This is a genomic window from Pseudomonas putida, from assembly GCF_030159595.1.
Taxonomy (GTDB): domain Bacteria; phylum Pseudomonadota; class Gammaproteobacteria; order Pseudomonadales; family Pseudomonadaceae; genus Aquipseudomonas; species Aquipseudomonas putida_AC.
Map to the genome: position 1 here is coordinate 51445 of NZ_BSKJ01000002.1, position 24574 is coordinate 76018.

The window sequence follows — 24574 nt, forward strand, 5'->3', positions numbered from 1 at the left end:
TGCCCTTAGTGTTGAGCTGCCGGGCCGCCGATTGGCGATTCTGGACGATCATCCTGGGCCGCGGGCGTGCCCGAGTTCTTGTCATCGTCCCAATCACGCGGCTCGCGGGGCGTACGACCTGCCATGATGTCGTCGATCTGATCGGCATCAATGGTTTCATACTTCATCAGCGCTTCCGTCATCGCCTCGAGCTTGTCGCGGTTGTCGACCAGCAGCTGCTTGGCAGTGGCATAGCACTGATCGATGATGCTACGCACCTCGGAGTCGATCAGCTTGGCAGTCTCGCCGGATACACTGGCGTGCTGGCTACCAGCACTACGGCCGAGGAACACTTCGCCCTCTTCCTCTGCATACATCAGCGGGCCAAGCTTCTCGGACAGGCCCCACTTGGTCACCATGTTACGCGCGATCTGGCTGGCACGCATGATGTCGTTGGATGCGCCGGTAGTTACGCCATCGAAGCCCAGGGTCATTTCTTCGGCGATACGGCCGCCGTACAGCGAGCAGATCTGGCTGATCAGCGCACGCTTGGACAGGCTGTAGCGGTCTTCTTCAGGCAGGAACATGGTCACACCCAAGGCACGGCCACGCGGAATGATCGAAACCTTGTAGACCGGGTCGTGCTCAGGCACCAGGCGACCAACGATGGCATGACCCGCCTCGTGGTAGGCCGTGTTCCGCTTCTCTTTCTCGGACATGACCATGGTCTTGCGCTCGGCGCCCATCATGATCTTGTCCTTGGCCAGTTCGAACTCTTTCATTTCGACCAGGCGTTTGTTGGAGCGCGCAGCAAACAGCGAAGCTTCGTTGACCAGGTTGGCCAGATCGGCACCGGAGAAACCTGGCGTACCACGAGCGATGACTGCCGGGTTGACGTTCTCACCAACCGGCACCTTGCGCATGTGCACCTTGAGGATCTGTTCGCGGCCGCGAATGTCCGGCAGGCCGACCACCACCTGGCGGTCGAAACGACCAGGGCGCAGCAGTGCCGGGTCCAGCACGTCCGGACGGTTGGTGGCAGCGATCACGATGATGCCATCGTTCATCTCGAAGCCATCCATCTCTACCAGCAACTGGTTGAGGGTTTGCTCACGCTCGTCGTGACCGCCGCCCATGCCGGCGCCACGGTGGCGACCCACGGCGTCGATCTCGTCGATGAAGATGATGCATGGGGCGTGCTTCTTGGCCTGCTCGAACATGTCGCGCACACGGCTGGCGCCGACACCCACGAACATTTCCACGAAGTCCGAACCGGAAATGGTGAAGAACGGCACCTTCGCCTCACCGGCGATAGCCTTGGCCAGCAAGGTCTTACCGGTACCGGGCGGGCCAACCATCAGAACACCGCGCGGAATACGACCACCCAGGCGCTGGAACTTGCCCGGATCGCGCAGGAACTCGACCAGCTCACCAACCTCTTCTTTGGCCTCGTCGCAGCCAGCAACGTCGGCCAGCGTGGTCTTGACCTGGTCTTCGGACAACAGGCGCGCCTTGCTCTTGCCAAAGCTCATCGGCCCACCCTTGCCGCCCGCACCGCCTTGCATCTGGCGCATGAAGAACATGAACACGGCAATGATTACCAGGATCGGGAAGCTGGCTACCAGCAATTGCGTCCAGATGCTCTGCTGCTCAGGCTGCTTACCTTCGACAACGACGTGGTTGTCGACCAGATCGCCGATCAGGCCATTGTCGGTAATGGCCGGGCGAACAGTCTTGAAGTTGTCACCGTCGGCGCGCTTGCCGGTAATGATGTAGCCGTCGACGGTCACACGCTCGACCTTGCCATCCTTGACCTGCTGGATGAAGTCGGAGTAGTTGAGGGTCTGCGGCTCGTTAGGGCTGGAGAAGTTGTTCATCACTGTCACCAGGACAGCTGCGATGATCAACCACAGGATCAGATTCTTTGCCATGTCGTTCAATTCGCTACCCTCTGAGGCCGGCGCACGACGCAGCCGTGCCTCGCATGATATTCATCGCCCTAACTTACTACATTACCTACGCAGCCGCAGGCACCGTCTGTAACCCTTTGTGAAAGCTAGACTACACGAAGTTCGGACAATCCTGACGCAGTGGCCGATTGGAATTAACTATCGGCCAACGCGCTTCACGCCTTTCATGCCCCTTTGAAGCCCCTGCCCAACAGGTACTGCTCGCGGGAACGGTCTCGCGACGACGATGGCTTGCGCATCTGAACCTTGTCGAACTTGCTGCGCACGTCCTTCAGGTACACGTCAAAACCTTCGCCCTGGAAAATCTTGATCAGGAAGTCGCCGCCGGGCTTGAGCACGCGGGTCGCCAGATCGAGGGCCAGCTCGCAGAGGAACATGGCACGCGGTATGTCCACCGCAGGCGTACCACTCATATTGGGGGCCATGTCGGAAATCACAAGGTCTACATGCGAATCACCGACCGCTTCGAGAATGCGCTGCAGCACTTCGTCGTGGGTGAAATCGCCCTGGATGAAGGTCACATCGGCGATCGAGTCCATTTCCAGAATGTCGGAAGCGATCAACCGGCCCTGGCCACCTATCAGACGACTGGTCACCTGCGACCAGCCACCCGGGGCCGCACCAAGGTCGATCACGCTCATGCCTGGACGGATCAGACGGTCCTTCTCCTGGATCTCCAGCAGCTTGTAGCTCGCACGCGAGCGGTAGCCATCCTTCTGCGCCTGCTTCACAAAAGGGTCGTTAAAATGCTCTCGCAGCCAGTTTGCGCTGCTTTTGGAACGTTGTACCACGGGGCACCTCGATGATATGCGTCGTGATTGACTGGGCGGAGCCGGTGGCCCTCGGGTAAAATGCCGGTCAATTTTACAGAATCAGACGGAAAGGGTCAGATTATGCCGCTCAATAACGAGCAGAAGAAGCAATACAAGTCCATTGGTCATGACCTGAAGCCGGTCCTGATCGTCGCTGGCAACGGTTTGAATGAAGGCGTCATCGCCGAACTGGAACGCGCGCTGGTCGACCATGAGCTGATCAAGGTCGAAATTCGCTCGGAAGACCGCGAAGAACGCGCCGAAACCATTGCCGAGCTGTGCAAGGCTGGCCGTGCCGAGCTGGTGCAGACCATCGGCAAGAAAGCCCTGATCTACCGCAAGAACCCACAGCCGAACAAGCAGCTGTCCAACATCCACCGTTACAAGTAATGGTGGCTCCGATCAGTGGCGCGTTTTACGCGCCCTGACCGGGACCGGCTGGGCTACCAGCACGATGCCGGAAAAGCCCAGCACCAGGAAGCAGAACATCTGCCAACGCTCGCCCACGGAAATACCGTAGCGCAAGGTGTAATACCCCACGCAGGCACCGAAGCCGAGCAGCAGCATCTGGCCACGGAACTGCCGCCACCAGGCTGCCAGGCCGTCCACCCTCGCCAGCACCGCCAGCTGGGTCAACAAGCCAAGCAACGCCACGCCAATCAACCAGCGGTCGATCTGCCCGGCGATATCCTGCACCAATAGCGGCGCCAGGCCACTGACCTTGAGCGCAGGCACCAACCCTACATGAAACACCCACAGGCCACCGACCCAGAAAACCTGGGCCAGTTGCCAGAGGATCCCCTCGAGGGATGGCGCCCGCAGGCGCCGGTCAGATGTGCTTGACTTCGACAATCTCGTACTCGACCGTGCCGCTAGGCGTCTTGACGACGACAGTATCACCTTCTTCCTTGCCGATGATGGCACGGGCAATCGGCGCACCGCTCGAGAGCTTGCCCTGTTTCACGTCGGCTTCATCCTCGCCGACGATCTGGTAGGTCACCTCTTCATCGGTTTCGGTGTTGGCCAGTACCACGGTGGTACCGAAAATCACCTTGCCGGTGTGAGGGATCGTGGCCACATCGATCACGACCGAGTTCTGCAGACGGCCTTCGATATCGCGGATACGCGCCTCGACCATGCCCTGCTCTTCACGCGCAGCATGGTATTCGGCGTTTTCCTTGAGGTCGCCCAGCTCACGTGCTTCACCGATCGCCTGGCTCAGGCGCGGGCGCTCGGTCTTGCTCAGGAACAGGTGCTCCTCTTCCAGGGCGCGAGCGCCCTGGACGGTCATCGGGTACTTGGTAATGCTCATGCTTTCAGTCCTGCATGCAGATCTTGCAGGCGACGAACGGTCTTTTCAGGACCAAACTTCAGCGCCTCGCAGATGGCTTCACCAGCCGCAATGGTAGTGGTGCAGTAAATCTTGTGCTGCAGCGCATTGCGACGAATCGAGTAGGAATCAGCGATCGACTGGCGGCCTTCGGTGGTGTTGATGATCAGCGACACTTCGTCGTTCTTGATCATGTCGACCACATGCGGGCGACCTTCGGTCACCTTGTTCACACGGCGCACTTTCAGGCCAGCCGCTTCGATAACCTTGGCGGTGCCTGCAGTAGCAACCACTTCGAAGCCCAGGGCGATCAGGTCGCGGGCAACGCCAGCCACTTGTGGCTTGTCGTCGTCACGCACACTGATGAACGCGGTACCGCCGGTCGGCAGCACTTCGCTGGCACCCATCTGGGCTTTGGCGAAGGCTTCACCGAAGCTGTCACCCACGCCCATGACTTCACCGGTCGATTTCATCTCAGGGCCGAGGATCGGGTCAACCCCTGGGAACTTGGCGAACGGGAAGACAGCTTCCTTGACGCTGTAGAAGTTCGGGATGATTTCCTGAGTGAAGCCCAGCTCTTTCAGGGTTTTGCCGGCCATTACGCGGGCGGCGATCATGGCCAGGGAAGTGCCGATGCACTTGGACACGAACGGCACGGTACGCGAGGCGCGCGGGTTGACTTCGATCACATAGATCTTGTCACCCTGCAGGGCCAGCTGCACGTTCATCAGGCCGACAACACCCAACTCCAGGGCCATCTTCTTGACCTGTACGCGGACTTCGTCCTGCACTTCCTTGCTCAGCGAGTAAGGTGGCAGCGAGCACGCCGAGTCACCAGAGTGAACGCCAGCTTGTTCGATGTGCTGCATGATGGCGCCAATGACCACGTCGGTGCCGTCGCACACGGCATCCACGTCCATCTCGATGGCGCAGTTAAGGAAGTGGTCGAGCAGTACCGGGCTGTCGTTCGATACTTGTACGGCTTCACGCAGGTAGCGCTTGAGCTCGTCCAGTTCGTAGACGATCTCCATGGCGCGGCCGCCCAGTACATACGACGGGCGCACCACCAGGGGGTAACCGATGCCGCCCGCAGCGCGGATAGCTTCTTCTTCGCTGCGCACAGTGGCGTTTGGCGGCTGCAGCAGGTTCAGACGCTGAACCATCTGCTGGAAGCGCTCACGGTCTTCGGCGCGGTCGATGGCATCCGGGCTGGTACCGATGATCGGTACGCCGGCTTCTTCCAGGGCGCGCGCCAATTTCAGCGGGGTCTGGCCGCCGTAGTGGACGATCACGCCTTTCGGCTTCTCGACGCGGCACACTTCCAGCACGTCTTCCAGGGTCAGCGGCTCGAAGTACAGGCGGTCAGAAGTGTCGTAGTCGGTGGAGACGGTTTCCGGGTTGCAGTTGACCATGATGGTCTCGTAACCGTCTTCACGCAGCGCCAAGGCGGCGTGTACGCAGCAGTAGTCGAACTCGATACCTTGGCCGATACGGTTCGGGCCGCCACCCAGGATCATGATCTTGTCGCGGGTAGACGGGTTGGCCTCGCACTCTTCCTCGTAGGTGGAGTACAGGTAGGCGGTGTCGGTGGCGAACTCAGCGGCGCAGGTGTCGACGCGCTTGTACACCGGGAACACTTCCAGCTTGTGGCGGTGGCGGCGCAGGTTCTTGTCGGTGATACCCAGCAGCACGGCCAGGCGCTGATCCGAGAACCCTTTGCGCTTGAGGCGCAGCATCAGGTTCTTGTCGATCGACGACAGGGCCAGGGTCTTGACCTTCTCTTCTTCCTTGATCAGATCTTCCATCTGCACCAGGAACCACATGTCGATGCCGGTCAGGGCAAAGATTTCTTCACAGGTCATGCCCGAACGCATGGCGTCAGCGACGTACCAGATACGCTCGGCACCCGGCACGGTGAGCTCGCGCTTGAGGATGCTGGCGGCTTCTGGGCTGGCCAGGTCGACTTTCGGGTCGAGGCCGCAAGCACCGACTTCCAGGCCGCGCAGGGCTTTCTGCAGGGATTCCTGGAAGGTACGGCCGATGGCCATGACTTCACCCACGGATTTCATCTGGGTGGTCAGGCGGGCGTCGGCTTTCGGGAATTTCTCGAACGCGAAGCGTGGCAGCTTGGTGACGACGTAGTCGATCGACGGCTCGAAGGACGCCGGGGTGCGGCCGCCAGTGATGTCGTTCTGCAGTTCGTCGAGGGTGTAACCGATGGCCAGCTTGGCAGCGATCTTGGCGATCGGGAAGCCGGTGGCCTTGGAAGCCAGGGCGGACGAACGCGATACGCGCGGGTTCATCTCGATGACGACCATGCGGCCGGTGTCCGGGCAGATACCGAACTGCACGTTGGAACCGCCGGTTTCAACACCAATTTCACGCAGCACCGCCAGCGAGGCGTTGCGCATGATCTGGTATTCCTTGTCGGTCAGGGTCTGCGCCGGAGCAACGGTGATCGAGTCACCGGTGTGCACGCCCATCGGGTCGAAGTTTTCGATCGAGCAGACGATGATGCAGTTGTCCTTTTTGTCGCGGACCACTTCCATCTCGTACTCTTTCCAGCCGATCAGCGATTCGTCGATCAGCAGCTCTTTGGTCGGCGACAGGTCCAGACCACGCGTGCAGATTTCTTCGAACTCTTCACGGTTGTAAGCGATACCACCGCCAGTGCCACCCATGGTGAACGACGGGCGAATGATGCATGGGAAGCCGAGCTTCTCGAGAACCGCATTGGCCTCTTCCATGCTGTGGGCGATACCCGAGCGCGGGCACTCAAGGCCAATGTCCTTCATCGCTTTGTCGAAGCGCGAACGGTCTTCGGCCTTGTCGATGGTGTCGGCGTTGGCACCGATCATCTCCACGCCGAACTTCTCCAGAACGCCGTGGCGCTCCAGGTCCAGGGCGCAGTTCAGTGCGGTCTGGCCACCCATGGTCGGCAGGACGGCGTCCGGGCGCTCTTTCTCGATGATCTTGGCCACCGACTGCCACTTGATCGGCTCGATGTAGGTGGCGTCGGCCATGGCCGGGTCGGTCATGATGGTGGCTGGGTTGGAGTTCACCAGGATGACGCGGAAACCTTCCTCGCGCAGGGCTTTACAGGCCTGGGCGCCGGAGTAGTCGAATTCGCAGGCCTGGCCGATCACGATCGGGCCAGCGCCGAGAATCAGGATGCTTTTAATGTCTGTACGTTTTGGCATGGTTGTCACTCAAATCCGGGGTCAGTCGGCAAGCCGCTTTGAACAATCTGGGTCAGGCGCTTCCGGGCGCGGCGCAAGCCGGCCCGGGGCCTTGAAGCAGGATGCTCAGCGGCGCTTGGCCATGGCATCGGTGAAACGATCGAACAGTGGCGCGACGTCGGTCGGGCCTGGGCTCGCTTCAGGGTGGCCCTGGAAGCTGAACGCGCTCTTGTCGGTGCGCTCGATACCTTGCAGGGTGCCGTCGAACAGCGACTTGTGAATGGCGCGGACGTTGCTCGGCAGGGTGGCTTCGTCAACGGCAAAGCCGTGGTTCTGGCTGGTGATCATGACCACGCCAGTGTCCAGGTCCTGAACCGGGTGGTTGGCACCGTGGTGGCCGTGGCCCATTTTCACGGTCTTGGCGCCGGAGGCCAGGGCCAGCAGCTGGTGGCCAAGGCAGATGCCGAAGACCGGAATCTCGGTTTCGAGGATTTCCTTGATCGCCTGGATGGCGTAGTCGCACGGCTCGGGGTCACCAGGGCCGTTGGACAGGAACACGCCGTCCGGATTGAGTGCCAGCACTTCGCTGGCCGGAGTCTGGGCTGGCACCACGGTCACGCGGCAGCCACGGGCTACCAGCATGCGCAGGATGTTCAGCTTGACGCCGTAGTCGAAGGCAACCACATGGTACGGCAGGTCGGCAGCTTCGATCGTCGGGTGGCTGTCGGTTTTCAGCTCCCACACGCTGGAGCGCCACTCGTAGCGTTCCTTGGTGGAAACGACCTTGGCCAGGTCCATGCCCTTCAGGCCCGGGAAGCCGCGAGCGGCGGCGATGGCGGCTTCTTCGCTGATGTTGTCACCGGCGAGGATGCAACCGTTCTGAGCGCCCTTTTCACGCAGGATTCGGGTCAGGCGACGGGTGTCGATGCCGGCGATGGCAACGACGTTGTTGGCCTTGAGGTACTCAGGCAGCGACTGGGTGTTACGCCAGTTGCTGGCCAGCAGCGGCAGGTCACGGATGACCAGGCCAGCGGACCAGACGCGGTTCGACTCGGCATCTTCCGGGGTAGTACCGGTGTTGCCAATGTGCGGGTAGGTCAGGGTAACGATTTGCTGCGCGTAGGAAGGGTCTGTAAGGATTTCCTGGTAGCCGGTCATAGCGGTGTTGAATACCACCTCGCCAACGGTCTGACCGTCGGCACCAATGGCTTCACCGCGAAAAATACTGCCGTCGGCAAGGGCGAGTATGGCTGGCTTTGTCAAGAAGACCTCCCGTAAATCAAGCATGAAAGGGCGATCGCAGGTTGCAAAAAAGCGGAGTGACGTATGGACACGTCACCCCGCTTTCATGTGCTGAATTCAATTCGCTGCGCGCTTTTAGTGGACACACTAAAGCTGTAGCTTACAGAAAAGTGCGTTTTGGGTCTACCGCATATGTGCCTCTAAAACACATGAATGCGACAGACTGACATTTGTGCTGACCCCTTCGCGGGCTTGCCCTCGTAGAAGCCAGCACGACTTTAGCCGCTTAGCGCAGCTCAAGCACATCCTGCATGTCGTACAAGGCCGGCTCACGCCCATCCAGCCACAGCGCCGCACGCACGGCACCCTTGGCAAAGGTCATGCGGCTGGAGGCCTTGTGGGTAATCTCCACGCGCTCGCCCTCGGCGGCAAACAGCACGGTATGGTCACCCACCACATCGCCGGCACGCACCGTGGCAAAACCGATGGTCTGACGATCACGCGCGCCGGTCTGCCCTTCGCGACCATAAACGGCCACTTCCTGCAGATCACGGCCCAGCGCCTGGGCAACCACTTCACCCATGCGCAGCGCAGTGCCCGACGGAGCATCGACTTTGTGCCGGTGGTGCGCTTCGAGGATTTCGATATCCACGTCATCACCCAGCACGCGCGCCGCGGTATCCAGCAGCTTCAGGCACAGGTTGACGCCAACGCTGAAGTTGGCCGCGAACACGATCGGGATTTCCTTGCCCGCCTCCACCAGCAGCGCTTTCTCTTCTGCCGTGAAACCGGTGGTACCAATCACCATGGCCTTACCCGCCTTGCGGCAGAACGCCAGGTTCTTCAGGGTCACCGAAGGATGGGTGAAGTCGATCAGCACGTCGAACTCATCAACCACCTTGGCCAGGTCGTCGGAAATCGGCACACCGATACGCCCCAGGCCAGCCAGCTCACCAGCATCGGCACCTACCAAGGTGCTATCCGGGCGATGGATGGCCGCCGTCAGGCCTGCCTTTGGCGCCTGCTGCTGCACAGCCTCGATCAGCACCTTGCCCATGCGCCCTGCCGCGCCCATTACCGCAATACGTCGCATAGCTTGTTCCTTGTCAGAGATCGCCGAAGAAGCGCTTCACGCCATCGAACCAGCCACTGGCCTTGGGCGAGTGGGAGCTGTCACCTTCCAGCGAATCACGCAGCTCTTCGAGCAGCTCGCGCTGGCGACGACTGAGGTTGACCGGGGTTTCCACCGCCACACGGCAGAGCAGATCTCCCGCCCCACCACCACGCACCGGCGCCACACCCTTGCCACGCAGACGGAACTGCTTGCCCGTCTGGGTGCCTTCCGGAATTTTCAGCTTCACGCGACCATCAAGGGTCGGCACTTCCAGCTCGCCGCCCAAGGCTGCATCGGTGTAGCTGATCGGCACTTCGCAATACAGGTGCTTGCCATCACGCTGGAAGATCTCGTGCTCTCGCACGCTGATCACCACATACAGGTCGCCCGTCGGCCCCCCATGGGTACCCGCTTCGCCTTCGCCCGACAGGCGAATGCGGTCACCGGTATCCACGCCTGCCGGCACCTTGACCGACAGCGTCTTGTACTCTTCGACACGGCCTTCGCCATGGCACGAGGTGCAGGGGTCGGTGATGATCTTGCCCTGGCCATGGCAGCGCGGACAGGTCTGCTGCACCGAGAAGAAGCCTTGCTGCATGCGCACCTGGCCGATGCCGCCGCAGGTCGGACAGGTCGAAGGGGTCGAGCCCTTCTTGGCACCGGAGCCATCACAAGGCTGGCAGTTGACCAGGGTAGGCACGCGGATGCTGACCGTAGTACCACGCACCGCTTCTTCCAGGTTCAGCTCCAGGGTATAGCGAAGGTCGCTGCCGCGCTGGGCACCGCCACGACCACCACCACGACCACCACCGAAGAAGTCGCTGAATACATCGCCGAAGATGTCGGAGAAGTTGGCACCACCGAAGCCTGCACCGCCGCCGCCCATGCTTGGGTCCACGCCGGCATGACCGTACTGGTCGAACGCCGCACGCTTGCTCGCATCCGACAGCACTTCGTAGGCCTCGTTGGCCTCCTTGAACATGTCTTCCGACTCTTTGTCGCCCGGGTTGCGGTCCGGGTGGTACTTCATCGCCAGTCGGCGGTAAGCCTTCTTGAGGTCAGCTTCGCTGGCGCCGCGCTCGACACCCAGGACCTCATAATAATCACGCTTGGACATAGGTCATTTGCACCTTGTTGGGCGTCTGGCATCTGCGCCGCGCCGTCAGCACCTGCCTGTCCCACCAAGGGCCGCCGACAGATGCTGTAAAAATTCTCGAATTCCAGATACGCCAACGCGGGAGCAAGCCCCCGCGCGGCGACATCCTACCAGCTCACCGCCAAACGGCGGTGAACTGGCCGACAACATGCAGGGATTACTGCTTGTTGTTGTCTTTCACTTCTTCGAACTCGGCGTCAACCACGTCATCGTGCTTGGCTTCCGGCTCGGCCTGCTGCGCGCCACCCTGAGGTTGTTCAGCCGACTGCTCGGCGTACATCTTCTGGGCAACCGGGGCAGAGACCTTGGACAGCTCTTCGACCTTGGCATCGATTGCAGCCTTGTCGTCGCCTTTGACAGCGGCTTCCAGGGCAACAACAGCGGCCTCGATGGCGGTTTTCTCTTCGGCAGTAACCTTGTCACCTGCGTCAGCGACCATCTTGCGGGTCGAGTGAACCAGCGCATCACCCTGGTTACGGGCAGCGGCCAGCTCTTCGAACTTGCGGTCTTCCTCGGCATTGGCCTCGGCGTCACGCACCATGCGCTCGATTTCTTCGTCCGACAGGCCGGAGTTGGCCTTGATCACGATCGACTGCGACTTGCCAGTGGCCTTGTCTTTGGCGCTGACGTGCAGGATACCGTTGGCGTCGATGTCGAAGGTTACTTCGATTTGCGGCACGCCACGCGGAGCTGGCGGAATGTCAGCCAGGTCGAACTTGCCCAGCGATTTGTTCTGCGCGGCCTGCTTACGCTCACCTTGCAGCACATGAATGGTCACGGCGCCCTGGTTGTCATCGGCAGTCGAGAACACCTGCGACTTCTTGGTCGGGATGGTGGTGTTTTTCTCGATCAGCGCAGTCATCACGCCACCCATGGTTTCGATACCCAGGGTCAGCGGGCTGACGTCCAGCAGCAGTACGTCTTTCACGTCACCAGCCAGAACAGCACCCTGGATGGCAGCACCCATGGCGACGGCTTCGTCCGGGTTGACGTCTTTGCGGGCTTCTTTACCGAAGAAGTCAGCAACGGTTTTCTGAACCAGCGGCATACGGGTCTGGCCGCCGACCAGGATCACGTCGTCGATCTTGCTGGCGTCGATGCCAGCATCTTTCAAAGCAATGCGGCAAGGCTCGATGGTGCGCTGCACCAGGCCTTCAACCAGCGACTCCAGCTTGGCGCGGGAGATTTTCACGTTCAGGTGCTTAGGACCGGTGGCATCTGCAGTGATGTACGGCAGGTTGACGTCGGTCGACTGGGCAGACGACAGCTCGATCTTGGCCTTTTCAGCGGCTTCCTTCAGGCGCTGCATGGCCAGCGGGTCGCCCTTCAGGTTCATGCCGGACTCTTTCTTGAACTCTTCGACCAGGTAGTCGATCAGCAGCATGTCGAAGTCTTCGCCACCCAGGAAGGTGTCGCCGTTGGTAGCCAGTACTTCGAACTGGTGCTCACCGTCAACTTCGGCGATTTCGATGACCGAAACGTCGAAGGTACCGCCACCCAGGTCATAAACGATGACAGTGTGGTCGCCCTTGGCCTTGTCCATGCCGTAGGCCAGCGCAGCAGCAGTCGGTTCGTTGATGATGCGTTTTACGTCCAGGCCCGCGATGCGGCCGGCGTCTTTGGTTGCCTGACGCTGGCTGTCGTTGAAGTAGGCCGGCACGGTGATGACCGCTTCGGTCACTGGCTCGCCGAGGTAGTCTTCGGCGGTTTTCTTCATCTTCTTCAGGACTTCGGCGCTAATTTGCGGCGGAGCCATTTTCTGGCCGTTCACTTCAACCCAGGCGTCACCGTTGTCGGCCTTGGCGATTTTGTACGGAACCAGCTCGATGTCTTTCTGCACGACCTGCTCTTCGAAGCGACGGCCGATCAGGCGTTTTACCGCGAACAAGGTGTTGTGCGGGTTGGTGACAGCCTGGCGCTTGGCCGACTGACCCACCAGGATTTCGCCATCGTTGGCGTAGGCCACGATCGAAGGGGTAGTACGCGCACCTTCGGCGTTTTCGATGACTTTGACGTTACCGTTTTCCAGAATGGAGACGCACGAGTTGGTGGTCCCCAGGTCGATACCGATGATTTTGCCCATGTTAACTCTCCCGAAACTTGAATTTGGTAGCAGCGACTACTTTGGCCAACTGCGGTAATACTTGAAGGCTTGACACCTAGATGGGGATGCCCTGACGGATTTCAAGCCTTTTCATTGATCGAGGGTTGCGCCGCGCTCGGCGCCTTGCTGACCACCACCATGGCGGGGCGCAGCAGGCGACCGTTCAGCAGGTAACCCTTCTGGAACACATTCAGCACGCTGTTTGGCTCGACGTCAGCGCTTTCCTGCATGGCCATGGCCTGATGGTGCTCAGGGTTGAACGGCTCACCATGCGGGTCTACAGCCTCAAGGTTGTAGCGCTTGAGCGTGTCCTGGAACATCTTGAGGGTCAGCTTGACACCTTCGCGGATGGCCTTGACCTGCTCGTCTTCGTCATTGGAGTGCGCCAAGGCCAGCTCCAGGCTGTCGATGACCGGCAGCAGGTCGTTGGAGAACTTCTCCAGGGCGAACTTGTGGGCTTTCTCGACATCCTGCTCGGCGCGACGGCGCACGTTCTGCAAGTCGGCTACAGCGCGCAGCGACTGATCCTTGGCGGCGGCCAGCTGTTCCTCGAGTTCCAGAACACGGGCGTCAGCAGTGGTTTCTGCACCAGCTTCTTCAACGTTAAGGTCTTTCTCGTTCAGCTGTTCGTCAGCCATGGGGTCTCTCCTGCGCAATTTTGTGGACTGCGAGCCAGGCTCGCCTTTGATGTCGGCTATATGGGGCCGGAAAAACCAGCTTCAAGGGGCAAGGTGGCTTCCGGGTAGCAACAGAATCTGCCAAGGGACATTGGCAGGCCTGAAAAAAGTACTGTATAAATAACCAGACATGACTTTCGGGAGCCGCCCACATGCTGGTGCACCTGTCCATTCACAACTACGCCATCGTCGAGCACCTCGACCTCGAAATTGCCCGCGGCATGTCCGTCATCACCGGCGAGACCGGTGCCGGCAAATCGATCATGCTCGACGCCCTCGGCCTTGCCCTGGGCGACCGGGCCGACAGCGGCGTGGTGCGCCCCGGCACCGACAAGGCAGACATCCTCGCCACCTTCGACCTGGTGGATATTCCCGAGGCCCATGCCTGGCTGGCCGAGCGTGACCTGGACAACGACGGCCTGTGCATCCTGCGCCGGGTCATCACCGCCGAAGGCCGCAGCCGCGGCTACATCAACGGCACGCCCTGCCCGCTCGGCGACCTCAAGGCGCTGGGCGAACTGCTGATCGATATCCACAGCCAACATGAACACCAGTCGCTGCTCAAGACCGATACTCACCGCCGCCTGCTCGACGAATACGCCGGCGCCGTCGACCTGGCCCGCCAGGTGCAGCTGGCGGCCAAACGCTGGAACCAGACACGCCTTGAGCTGGAGCGCCTGTCCAACTCTGGCGACGAGCAGCGCGCTCGCCATCAACTGCTGAGCTACCAGTTGGAAGAGCTGGACAACCTTGGCCTGGGCGAGCACGAACTGGAGCATCTGGAACAGGAGCACAAGAACCTGACCAGTGCCGAAGCGCTGTTCGGCATCTGCCGGCAGGTCATTGACCAGTGCAGCGAAAGCGATTCGGGCAATGTGCTCAGCGCCCTTACCTCCAGCCTCAACCGGCTGGGGGCTGCCACCCACTCACCCAAGGCTCTGGGCGAGGCAGCCAACCTGATCGCGAGCGCGCAGATCCAGGTGGAGGAAGCCGTGGGCGAACTCAACCGCTTCCTCGACAACTTCGACGCCGACCCCATGCGCCTGCAAGCCTTGGAAGAACGCCTCGACACCATCTATACACTGGCGCGCAAACATCGCGTGCACCCCACCGAACTGCCTCACCTGCAACAGCAGTTGATGGAAGAGATCGAAGGCCTGAATGCCAGTGACGAGTCTATCGAGCGGCTGGGCGAGGAACTGGCCGCTTTCGCACACCACTATAAAGAGCGGGCCCGTGAACTCAGCGCCCTGCGCCAGCAAGCGGCCCAGCAGCTGGCAGGCGCCGTCGAGCAGGAAATCCAGCGCCTGGGCATGCCCGGCGGGCGCTTCCGCATCGAGCTGACGCCCACCGAAGGGGCAGACCTGTCACCTCATGGCCTGGAACAGATCGAACTGCTGGTCAGCGCCAACCCCGGCCAACCGCTCAAGGGGCTGGCAAAGGTAGCCTCGGGCGGCGAACTGTCGCGTATCAGCCTGGCGATCCAGGTGATCACTGCGCAGACCTCACGCATCCCCACCCTGGTATTTGATGAAGTCGACGTGGGTATCGGCGGGCCCACCGCTGAAATCGTTGGGCAGTTGCTGCGCCGCCTGGGCGAGCGTGGCCAGGTACTGACCGTGACTCACCTGCCGCAGGTGGCAGCACAAGGGCATCACCATCTGTTCGTGCACAAGGTGCGTAACAGCGACACCACCCACACCGCCGTGGCCAGCCTGGGCAAGCGTGAACGGGTCGAGGAAGTGGCGCGAATGCTAGGCGGCATTGACCTGACCAAGGAGTCGTTGGCGCATGCGCGCAAGATGGTCGTAAGCGGCAAGGCTTGACCCCTCCTTTTTCAGGCCCATTCCAGAAAGCACAAAGGCGACCCTAAGGTCGCCTTTGCCATTCATAACGATTAAAAACCGTTACTTTTTCTTACGCACATACAGGACCAGGTTGTGGTCCACCAGCTCATAGCCATGCTCGGCCACGATTTCGCGCTGGCGCTTCTCGATTTCGGCGTCCATGAACTCGATGACTTCACTGGTATCCACGTTCACCATATGGTCGTGATGACCGCCATCAGCCAGCTCGAACACTGCGTGGCCGCCGTCGAAGTTGTGGCGAACCACCAGACCCGCCGCTTCGAACTGGGTCAGTACGCGATAGACGGTGGCAAGGCCTACGTCCTCGCCTGCTTCCATCAGTGCCTTGTAGACATCCTCGGCACTCATGTGACGCTGCTCGGTAGAGTCGAGCATCTGAAGAATCTTGACTCGAGGCAGGGTCACCTTGAGACCGGCTTTGCGCAATTCGCTATTTTCAACCATGGTCAGCTTTCTCGCCGATGCTGCTTCGCAGCTTCTCTTAATACGGGTATGATCGGGGTTTACGTTGTCCAGCCAAGATAGTGGAAGTCGCCCACCGATGCAAAACACCAAGCTCTTGCTAAACAGCCTCGCCCTCGCGGGACTGCTCGCACTCGCCGGTTGCTCGTTTCCCGGGGTTTACAAAATCGACATCCAGCAGGGCAATGTCGTCACGCAGGATATGATAGACCAATTACGCCCGGGAATGACCCGACGGCAAGTAAGGTTTATCATGGGCAACCCGCTGATTCAGGATACTTTCAACACCAATCGTTGGGATTACCTGTACAGCTTGCAGCCAGGTGGCGGTAAACGCCAGCAAGAGCGCATGAGCATCTTCTTCAACGAAAGCGACCAACTGGTCAGCCTGTCTGGCGACTTCATGCCGGGCGTCAGCCGCGATCAGGAAATCCTCGGCGGCAGCGGCGACACCTCGGTCAGCCCGGCTACCGAGCCAGGCCAGACAGAGCAGCCAGCGGCTCAGCCTGAAGAAAAACCAGCCAAGCCAGGCTCGGTGGAAGAATCCATCCAGCGCGAAATCGACACCATCGAGGCCACCCCGGTCCCGACGCCGGCTCCGCTGGAAACCCGCTAAGCGGGAACAGCAGTCGCAAAAAAGCCCGGACCTGGTCCGGGCTTTTTGTTTACGCCTTATCTGTCAGGCATGCAATTGCTTGGCACGCTGGCAGAAAGCATCGACCAGTGTGTTGGCCGCCTGATTGAACAGCGGACCCAACGTGGCGCGCACAATCGGCCCGGCATAATCGAAGGACAGGTCCAGGCTGATCTTGCAGGCCTTTTCACCCAGCGGCTTGAACACCCACACGCCATGCAACTGGGTGAACGGCCCTTCTTCGAGGTTCATCTCGATGGACTGCCCCGGCACCAGTACGTTACGCGTGACGAAGTACTGGCTCATGCCGCCCTTGGCCACCTCGAGCTTGGCGTGCATGTGCGTATCGCTGGCGTCGATCACCGTCGAGGCCGAGCACCACGGCAGAAACTCTGGGTAGCTGGCCACATCGTTGACCAGATCGTAGAGCGCCTGGGCGGGGTATGGCAGCAGGGCGGAGCGTTGAATATGGGTAGTCATCCAGGCGTCACTTCCAAGGCTGGGTGGCGGCGCTTCGCAGCGTGCCGAAAACAGGTTCTGTCACCAAGACAGGCCCGTATTGTCCGGTATTCATTGCAGTGGCTCAAGCACACCGAAATCCCATAGCGGACGACGCACGGACTTGCCTATAATGCCGCCCCTATGGCTAAGCAAAAAAAACATCCGACCGGGACCATCGCGCAGAATAAAAAAGCGCGACACGATTACTTCATCGAACACAAGTTCGAGGCCGGGCTGGTCCTGTCCGGCTGGGAAGTAAAAAGCCTGCGAGCTGGCAAGGCGCACCTCGTTGACAGTTATGTGCTGCTCAAGGACGGTGAGGCCTGGCTGTTCGGCAGCCACATCACCCCGCTGACCACTGCCAGCACCCACGTCATCGCCGACCCTATCCGCACCCGCAAGCTGCTGCTGAACAAGCGCGAGCTCGAACGGCTGGAAGCGGCTGTAGCGCAAAAAGGCTACACCTGCGTAGCGTTGTCGCTGTACTGGAGCAAGCACCTGATCAAGTGCGAAATCGCACTGGGCAAGGGCAAGAAGGAATTCGACAAGCGCGACACCGTGCGCGAACGCGATTCCAACCGCGAGCTGCAGCGGGTCGTGCGGAACAAAGGCAAAGAAGACTAGATCTTCTTCGGCCTGTGCCGGCCTCTTCGCGGGTTCACCCGCGAAGAGGCCGGCACTATCAATACAAATCTCAGCGCCCGCTGCGCCGCTCTGCCCGCGCCACCCGCTGCGCCTCTTCGTGCGCCTCTTGCAACACCTCCTGCACATACAGAATGTGCCGGCTGGACACCTCCCGCGCATCCTCCGCCCTGCCCTCGACAATCGCCAGGTACAACTCCCGGTGCTGACCGATCAGCATGTCCCGGGTCTCGGTGCGTTGCTGATACATGCCACCAATGTTGGTCACCACGTTGCGCTTGAGCAGGTCGAACAACCCCCGGATGGTATGCAGCAACACCGCGTTGTGACTGGCCTCCGCAATCGCCAGGTGGAAGCGCGCATCCGCCGCGCCCTCTTCCGCGCGGGTCACTTCATCAACCCGGGCATAGCAGTCCTGCAACACATCGAAAGCCGCCTTCAATCGCGCCCGATCCGGCTCGGTGGCGCGCTGTGCAGCGTAATAGGCGCAGGAGGCCTCCAGGGTATGGCGAAATTCGAGCAAGTCACGCTGCGCCTCGGCACTGTGCTCGAGCAACTGCAGCAGCGGATCGCTGAAGGTAGAACCCAGTGACTCGGCGACAAAATTGCCCCCGCCCTGACGACTGACCAGCAGCCCCTTGGCTACCAGCTTCTGGATCGCCTCACGCAGTGACGGGCGGGACACGCCGAACTGTTCGGCAAGGACGCGCTCGGCCGGCAACCGCTGCCCCGAGGTCAGCGTACCCTCCAGAATCATCCCTTCCAGACGATCGACAATGTCGTCGGACAGGCGCCGTTGGCGGACCTGATCAAAAACCATCACATGCTCTCCACAAACCCCCGGCAGATTTCAGGGGGCGCCTATTCTCGCCGATCCAGGCCGCGCAAACACCCATCAAGCCACGATTTTCCCAGCGCATCAGGCGCCCGCTCATCGGCACGCGACCAAAGTTTTGCACGGGACAAATTGACACACCCACGACAGCGCTTTTAACCTAGCGCCTAGTCATTGTAAATTGGTCTTACCAATTATCCAATGCCAGTGCTGACCAACAACAATTAGGGGCCACCCCATATGCAAACCTGGCAACAACTCTATAGCCCGCTTGGTAGTCTTGGCCTGTCCGCACTGGCGGCGGTCATTCCCATCGTGTTCTTCTTCCTTGCCCTCGCCGTCTTCCGCCTCAAAGGCCATGTAGCCGGCAGCATCACCCTCGCGCTGTCGATCCTGGTGGCCATCTTCGCCTTCCAGATGCCTGTCGACATGGCCTTCGCCGCCGCAGGTTATGGCTTCCTCTATGGCCTCTGGCCAATTGCCTGGATCATCGTTGCCGCGGTGTTCCTGTACAAACTCACGGTCAAGAGCGGCCAGTTCGAAGTGATCCGCAGCTCGGTGCTGTCGATTACCGACGACCAGCGCCTGCAAGTGCTGCTGATCGGCTTCTGCTTCGGCGCCTTCCTGGAAGGTGCGGCGGGCTTTGGTGCACCGGTGGCAATCACTGCCGCGCTGCTGGTGGGCCTGGGCTTCAACCCGCTGTACGCCGCCGGCCTGTGCCTGATCGCCAACACCGCGCCGGTGGCCTTCGGCGCCTTGGGCATCCCGATCATCGTGGCCGGCCAAGTGACTGGCATCGACGCCTTCCACATTGGCGCCATGACCGGCCGCCAGCTGCCGCTGCTGTCGCTGTTCGTGCCGTTCTGGCTGGTGTTCATGATGGACGGCCTGCGTGGCGTGAAAGAAACCTGGCCTGCCGCCCTGGTCGCCGGCCTGAGCTTCGCCGTCACCCAGTACTTCACCTCGAACTTCATCGGCCCGGAACTGCCAGACATCACCTCGGCCCTGGCCAGCCTGATCTGCCTCACCCTGTTCCTGAAAGTCTGGCAGCCCAAGCGTTCGTTCAGCGAAGCCAAAGGCAGCGTCGGTGCGGCCGTTGTGCAGCCAAGCGGCAGCCAACCTAGCCCTTACAGCTTTGGCGAAATCTTCAAGGCCTGGTCGCCGTTCCTGATCCTCACCGTGCTGGTCACCATCTGGACCCTGAAACCGTTCAAGGCAGCGTTCGCCCCGGGCGGCGCGATGTACAACTTCGTGTTCAACTTCGCCATCCCGCACCTCGACCAGCTGGTCATCAAGACCGCACCGATCGTTGCCGCGCCAACTGCCATGCCAGCGGTATTCAAGCTCGACCCGATCTCCGCCACCGGCACCGCGATCTTCCTCTCGGCGCTGATCTCCATGGCGGTGTTGAAGATCAACTTTAAAACTGGTCTGACCACTTTCAAAGAGACCTTCTGGGAACTGCGCTGGCCCATCCTGTCGATCGGCATGGTGCTGGCCTTCGCGTTCGTCACCAACTACTCGGGCATGTCTTCGACCATGGCCCTGGTACTGGCCGGCACCGGCGCCGCGTTCCCGTTCTTCTCGCCGTTCCTCGGCTGGCTGGGCGTGTTCCTGACCGGCTCGGACACTTCGTCCAACGCCCTGTTCAGCTCGCTGCAGGCCACCACCGCGCACCAGATCGGGGTCAACGACACCTTGCTGGTAGCCGCCAACACCAGCGGCGGCGTGACCGGCAAGATGATCTCGCCGCAATCGATCGCCGTGGCCTGCGCCGCCACGGGTCTGGTGGGCAAGGAATCCGACCTGTTCCGCTTCACCGTCAAGCACAGCCTGTTCTTCGCCACCATCGTCGGCCTGATCACCCTGATCCAGGCTTACTGGCTGACCGGCATGCTGGTTCATCACTAAAGTGAAAGGGGCCGGGCGCCATCGCGCGCCCGGCATTCCCCACAAGCAACGCTGCGAGAATCCATGATCATTTCTGCCTCTACCGACTATCGCGCCGCGGCCCAACGCAAGCTGCCTCCTTTCCTGTTCCACTACGCCGACGGCGGCGCCTACGCCGAGCACACCCTGCGCCACAACGTGTCGGACCTGGCCGGCATTGCCCTGCGCCAGCGCGTGCTGAACAACATGTCCGAGCTCAGCCTCGAAACCAAGCTGTTCGACGAAACGCTGAGCATGCCCGTGGCCCTGGCCCCGGTCGGCCTCACTGGCATGTATGCCCGCCGTGGCGAAGTGCAGGCAGCCCGCGCGGCAGCGGCCCACGGCATCCCGTTCACCATGTCCACCGTGTCGGTGTGCCCGATCGAAGAAGTGGCCCCGGCCATCGACCGGCCGATGTGGTTCCAGCTGTATGTGCTGAAAGACCGCGGCTTCATGCGCAATGCCCTGGAGCGGGCCAAGGCCGCCGGGGTCAAGACCCTGGTGTTTACCGTCGACATGCCCGTCCCCGGCGCCCGCTACCGCGATGCCCACTCGGGCATGAGCGGCCGCAACGGCCCGCTGCGCCGTGTGCTGCAAGCCATGACCCATCCCGAGTGGGCGTGGGATGTAGGGGTGATGGGCCGCCCGCACGACCTGGGCAACATCTCCAAGTACCGGGGCAATCCCACGGGCCTGGCCGACTACATCGGCTGGCTGGGCAACAACTTCGACCCGTCCATCTCCTGGAAAGACCTTGAGTGGATCCGCGACTACTGGGACGGCCCGATGATCATCAAGGGCATCCTCGACGCCGATGACGCCCGCGATGCGGTCAAGTTCGGCGCCGACGGCATCGTGGTCTCCAACCACGGCGGCCGCCAGCTCGATGGCGTGCTGTCCAGCGCTCGTGCCCTGCCAGCGATTGCCGACGCGGTCAAAGGCGACCTGAAGATTCTCGCCGACTCCGGCATCCGCAGCGGCCTCGACGTGGTACGCATGATCGCCCTGGGCGCCGACACCGTACTGATCGGCCGCGCCTTCCTCTACGCCCTTGCCGTACATGGCCAGGCCGGCGTGAAAAACCTGCTGGAGCTGTTCGAGAAGGAAATGCGCGTAGCCATGGTGCTGACCGGCGCCAAGTCGATCAGCGAGATCACCCGCGACTCGCTGGTACGCGAACTGGGCGCCTGACCGCCTGCAAGAACGACCGCCTGATTGACCCGGGGCATGTGCCGCACAGACGCCACAGCCCCGCGAGGAGACTGCATGAGCTTGCCCGCCGCGTTCCTGCGTGATGCCGAGCACCTGATACCCGCCGAACGCCGCTTCGACGACCCCACGTCCACCCTGGCCTTCGGCACCGACGCCAGCTTCTACCGGCTGATCCCCAAGCTGGTGGTGCGCGTCGAGTCCGAGGATGAAGTGGTCGGCCTGATCAAACTGGCCCAGCGCGAGCAGGTGCCGGTCACCTTCCGCGCCGCTGGCACCAGCCTGTCTGGCCAGGCCATCAGCGACTCGGTGCTGATCGTGCTTGGCGATAACTGGAACGGCCGCGAAATCCGTGGCCAAGGCGAGCAGATCCGCCTGCAGCCCGGCGTCATCGGCGCTCAGGCCAACGCCTGGCTGGCCCCGTTCGGGCGCAAGATCGGCCCGGACCCTGCCTCGATCAACGCCTGCAAGATCGGCGGCATCGTCGCCAACAACGCCAGCGGCATGTGCTGCGGCACCGCGCAGAACACTTACCACACCCTGGCCGGCCTGCGCCTGGTGCTGGCCGACGGCACCCGCCTGGACAGCGAAGACCCCGCCAGCGTTGCCGCCTTTGAACGCAGCCACGCCGACCTGCTGGAGTCGCTGACCCGCCTGGGCCGCGAAACCCGCGCCAACACGGCACTGGCTGACCGCATTCGGCACAAATACCGGCTGAAGAACACCACCGGCCTGTCGCTGAACGCACTGGTGGACTACGACCAGCCGCTGGACATCCTGCAGCACCTGCTGGTCGGCTCCGAAGGCACCCTAGGCTTCATCAGCGCCGTCACCTACAACACCGTGCCCGACCACCCGCACAAGGCCAGCGCCCTGCTGGTGTTCCCCAGCGTCGAAAGCTGCTGCCGCGCGGTAACCGTGCTCAAGCGCCAGCCGGTTTCTGCCGTGGAGCTGCTCGACCGCCGTAGCCTGCGCTCAGTGCAGAACATGCCCGGCATGCCACTGTGGGTAAAAGGCCTGTCGGACAATGCCTGCGCCCTGCTGATCGAGTCCCGCGCCGCCAGCCAGAGCCTGCTGCACGAGCAACTGCAACAGGTAATGGCCTCCATCGCCGACTTCCCGCTGGAGCAACAGGTGGACTTCAGCGAAGACCCGGCCGTGTACAACCAGCTGTGGAAAATCCGCAAGGACACCTTCCCCGCTGTCGGCGCCGTGCGCCAGACCGGCACCACGGTGATCATCGAAGACGTGACCTTCCCCGTCGAGCAACTGGCCGAAGGCGTCAACCGCCTGATCCTGCTGTTCGACAAACACCGCTACGACGAAGCGATCATTTTCGGCCACGCGCTGGAAGGCAACCTGCACTTCGTCTTCACCCAAGGCTTCAACAGCGCCGAGGAAGTCGCCCGCTACCAGGCCTTCATGGACGACGTGGCGCAGCTGGTGGCGGTGGAGTTTGGCGGTTCGCTCAAGGCCGAGCACGGCACCGGTCGCAACATGGCGCCGTTCGTGGAGCTGGAGTGGGGCCATGACGCCTACCAGCTCATGTGGACACTCAAGCGCCTGCTCGACCCCAACGGCATCCTCAACCCCGACGTGGTGCTGAGTGAAGACCCGGACATCCACCTGAAGAACCTCAAGCCGCTGCCTGCCGCCGACGAAATCGTCGACAAATGTATCGAGTGCGGCTTCTGCGAACCGGTGTGCCCGTCCAAAGGACTGACCCTCAGCCCTCGCCAACGCATCGTCATGTGGCGTGACATCCAGGCCAAGCAGCGCGCGGGCATCGACACCCGCGAACTGATGCAGACCTATCAGTACCAGGGCATCGACACCTGCGCCGCCACCGGCCTGTGCGCCCAGCGCTGCCCGGTCGGCATCAACACCGGTGAGCTGGTGAAGAAACTGCGCAGCCAGGCCGCCAACCACGAAAAGACTGCCGACTGGCTGGCCGAACACTTCCACACCGCACTGGGCGGCGCCCGCCTGACCCTGACCGCCGCCAACACCGCACGCAAGTTGCTCGGCGCCCCCCGCCTGGGCCGCCTGACCGCCTCGTTGAGCAAAGCCAGCAAAGGCCGCCTGCCCCAGTGGACACCTGCGATGCCACAGCCGCTGCGCCCGCTGGACTTCGGCCCGGCCAGCAACGACGCCCGCCCCCGCGTGGTGTACCTGGCCGCCTGCGTCTCGCGAGTGATGGGCCCGGCCTATGCCGACCGCGAGCAAAGTTCGCTGCTGGATAAAACCCGCGCCCTGTTGGAGAAAGCCGGCTACCAGGTGGTGTTCCCCGACAACGCCGACAGCCTGTGCTGCGGCCAGCCGTTCGCCTCCAAGGGTTACCCCGAACAGGCCGAACACAAGCGTCAGGAACTGATCAACGCCCTGCTGCACGCCAGCCGCGGCGGCCTTGACCCGATCTACTGCGACACCAGCCCCTGCACCCTGCGCCTGGTGCAAGACCTCGGCGAGACCCGGCTGGACCTGTACGACCCCGTGCGCTTCATCCGCACCCACCTGCTCGACCGCCTGGAGTTCACCCCCCAGGACGCGCCGGTAGCCGTGCATGTCACCTGCAGCACCCAGCATTTGGGCGAAAGCCAAGCCTTGATCGACCTGGCGCGGCGCTGCAGCAAACAGGTGGTGATCCCGGAAGGCATTCATTGCTGCGGGTTTGCCGGTGACAAAGGCTTCACCACCCCCGAGCTCAACGCCCACTCGCTGCGCAGCCTGAAGGATGCGGTGCAGTATTGCAGCGAAGGCATCTCCACCAGCCGCACCTGCGAGATCGGCCTGTCGAGCCACAGCGGCATCGACTACCACGGCCTGGTCTACCTGGTAGACCGCGTCACCCGCCCACGCAGCATCTGACCACTCCCACAGGTACAGCGTATGCCTTGAGCCATGCGCGTACCCTGTGGGAGCGGCTGCAGC

The 24574-nt window shown here is 61.7% G+C and carries 20 protein-coding genes; 7 read left to right on the forward strand and 13 right to left on the reverse strand.

The window, feature by feature from the left end; translation table 11 throughout:
• Positions 1 to 5: 5 nt before the first annotated feature.
• Entirely contained in the window at positions 6 to 1910 is a 1905-nt protein-coding gene (gene ftsH, locus QQL85_RS04545; protein ID WP_284353419.1) for an ATP-dependent zinc metalloprotease FtsH, read from the reverse strand.
• A 203-nt stretch (positions 1911 to 2113) separates the two neighbouring features.
• Positions 2114 to 2740 (reverse strand): 23S rRNA (uridine(2552)-2'-O)-methyltransferase RlmE, encoded by a 627-nt coding sequence (rlmE, locus tag QQL85_RS04550; RefSeq protein WP_012274251.1) that lies wholly within the window; start codon positions 2738 to 2740, stop codon positions 2114 to 2116.
• 102 nt (positions 2741 to 2842) lie between these two features.
• Here rlmE and yhbY point away from each other — a divergent pair, with 102 nt between their 5' ends.
• Positions 2843 to 3151, forward strand: coding sequence for a ribosome assembly RNA-binding protein YhbY (gene yhbY, locus QQL85_RS04555; protein WP_003249945.1), 309 nt, complete (start codon positions 2843 to 2845; stop codon positions 3149 to 3151).
• Positions 3152 to 3163: 12 nt separating this feature from the next.
• Here yhbY and QQL85_RS04560 read toward each other — a convergent pair whose 3' ends face one another.
• From QQL85_RS04560 to grpE, 8 genes are all read right to left on the reverse strand, one after another.
• On the reverse strand, positions 3164 to 3613 hold the full coding sequence (locus tag QQL85_RS04560) for an MFS transporter (protein ID WP_284353418.1): 450 nt from the start codon (positions 3611 to 3613) through the stop codon (positions 3164 to 3166).
• On the reverse strand, positions 3591 to 4073 hold the full coding sequence (gene greA / locus QQL85_RS04565) for a transcription elongation factor GreA (protein WP_284353417.1): 483 nt from the start codon (positions 4071 to 4073) through the stop codon (positions 3591 to 3593). The genes QQL85_RS04560 and greA overlap by 23 nt, the downstream gene beginning before the upstream one ends.
• Positions 4070 to 7291, reverse strand: coding sequence for a carbamoyl-phosphate synthase large subunit (gene carB, locus QQL85_RS04570; protein WP_284353416.1), 3222 nt, complete (start codon positions 7289 to 7291; stop codon positions 4070 to 4072). The genes greA and carB overlap by 4 nt, the downstream gene beginning before the upstream one ends.
• Before the next feature lie 105 nt (positions 7292 to 7396).
• Positions 7397 to 8533 (reverse strand): glutamine-hydrolyzing carbamoyl-phosphate synthase small subunit, encoded by a 1137-nt coding sequence (carA, locus tag QQL85_RS04575; RefSeq protein ID WP_284353415.1) that lies wholly within the window; start codon positions 8531 to 8533, stop codon positions 7397 to 7399.
• A gap of 265 nt (positions 8534 to 8798) precedes the next feature.
• A complete protein-coding gene (gene dapB, locus QQL85_RS04580) occupies positions 8799 to 9605 on the reverse strand; it encodes a 4-hydroxy-tetrahydrodipicolinate reductase (RefSeq protein ID WP_284353414.1) in 807 nt (268 codons plus the stop codon).
• 13 nt (positions 9606 to 9618) lie between these two features.
• A complete protein-coding gene (dnaJ, locus tag QQL85_RS04585) occupies positions 9619 to 10743 on the reverse strand; it encodes a molecular chaperone DnaJ (protein WP_016501649.1) in 1125 nt (374 codons plus the stop codon).
• Between the two features lie 196 nt (positions 10744 to 10939).
• Positions 10940 to 12865: a molecular chaperone DnaK gene (dnaK, locus tag QQL85_RS04590; RefSeq protein WP_284353413.1), complete on the reverse strand. Its 1926-nt coding sequence runs from the start codon at positions 12863 to 12865 to the stop codon at positions 10940 to 10942.
• Between the two features lie 101 nt (positions 12866 to 12966).
• Positions 12967 to 13524 (reverse strand): nucleotide exchange factor GrpE, encoded by a 558-nt coding sequence (grpE, locus tag QQL85_RS04595; protein WP_284353412.1) that lies wholly within the window; start codon positions 13522 to 13524, stop codon positions 12967 to 12969.
• A 191-nt stretch (positions 13525 to 13715) separates the two neighbouring features.
• Between grpE and recN the strand changes: the two genes are divergently transcribed.
• Complete coding sequence (gene recN / locus QQL85_RS04600) at positions 13716 to 15389, forward strand: DNA repair protein RecN (RefSeq protein WP_284353411.1); 1674 nt, start codon at positions 13716 to 13718, stop codon at positions 15387 to 15389.
• Positions 15390 to 15470: 81 nt separating this feature from the next.
• Here recN and fur read toward each other — a convergent pair whose 3' ends face one another.
• Positions 15471 to 15875: a ferric iron uptake transcriptional regulator gene (gene fur, locus QQL85_RS04605; RefSeq protein ID WP_012274258.1), complete on the reverse strand. Its 405-nt coding sequence runs from the start codon at positions 15873 to 15875 to the stop codon at positions 15471 to 15473.
• Between the two features lie 97 nt (positions 15876 to 15972).
• Here fur and QQL85_RS04610 point away from each other — a divergent pair, with 97 nt between their 5' ends.
• A complete protein-coding gene (locus QQL85_RS04610; protein ID WP_284353410.1) occupies positions 15973 to 16509 on the forward strand; it encodes an outer membrane protein assembly factor BamE in 537 nt (178 codons plus the stop codon).
• 63 nt (positions 16510 to 16572) lie between these two features.
• Here QQL85_RS04610 and QQL85_RS04615 read toward each other — a convergent pair whose 3' ends face one another.
• Entirely contained in the window at positions 16573 to 17007 is a 435-nt protein-coding gene (locus tag QQL85_RS04615; protein WP_016501654.1) for a type II toxin-antitoxin system RatA family toxin, read from the reverse strand.
• Between the two features lie 162 nt (positions 17008 to 17169).
• Here QQL85_RS04615 and smpB point away from each other — a divergent pair, with 162 nt between their 5' ends.
• On the forward strand, positions 17170 to 17652 hold the full coding sequence (smpB, locus tag QQL85_RS04620) for an SsrA-binding protein SmpB (RefSeq protein WP_016489183.1): 483 nt from the start codon (positions 17170 to 17172) through the stop codon (positions 17650 to 17652).
• 70 nt (positions 17653 to 17722) lie between these two features.
• On the opposite strand, the gene QQL85_RS04625 is transcribed toward smpB, so the two are convergent.
• Entirely contained in the window at positions 17723 to 18490 is a 768-nt protein-coding gene (locus QQL85_RS04625; RefSeq protein WP_284353409.1) for an FCD domain-containing protein, read from the reverse strand.
• A gap of 255 nt (positions 18491 to 18745) precedes the next feature.
• Here QQL85_RS04625 and QQL85_RS04630 point away from each other — a divergent pair, with 255 nt between their 5' ends.
• From QQL85_RS04630 to QQL85_RS04640, 3 genes are all read left to right on the forward strand, one after another.
• Positions 18746 to 20416 carry a lactate permease LctP family transporter gene (locus tag QQL85_RS04630; RefSeq protein ID WP_012274263.1) on the forward strand — a complete coding sequence of 557 codons (1671 nt, stop codon included), beginning with the start codon at positions 18746 to 18748 and terminating at the stop codon, positions 20414 to 20416.
• A 63-nt stretch (positions 20417 to 20479) separates the two neighbouring features.
• Entirely contained in the window at positions 20480 to 21625 is a 1146-nt protein-coding gene (lldD, locus tag QQL85_RS04635; RefSeq protein ID WP_284353408.1) for an FMN-dependent L-lactate dehydrogenase LldD, read from the forward strand.
• A 75-nt stretch (positions 21626 to 21700) separates the two neighbouring features.
• Entirely contained in the window at positions 21701 to 24511 is a 2811-nt protein-coding gene (locus QQL85_RS04640; protein ID WP_284353407.1) for an FAD-binding and (Fe-S)-binding domain-containing protein, read from the forward strand.
• Positions 24512 to 24574: the final 63 nt, after the last annotated feature.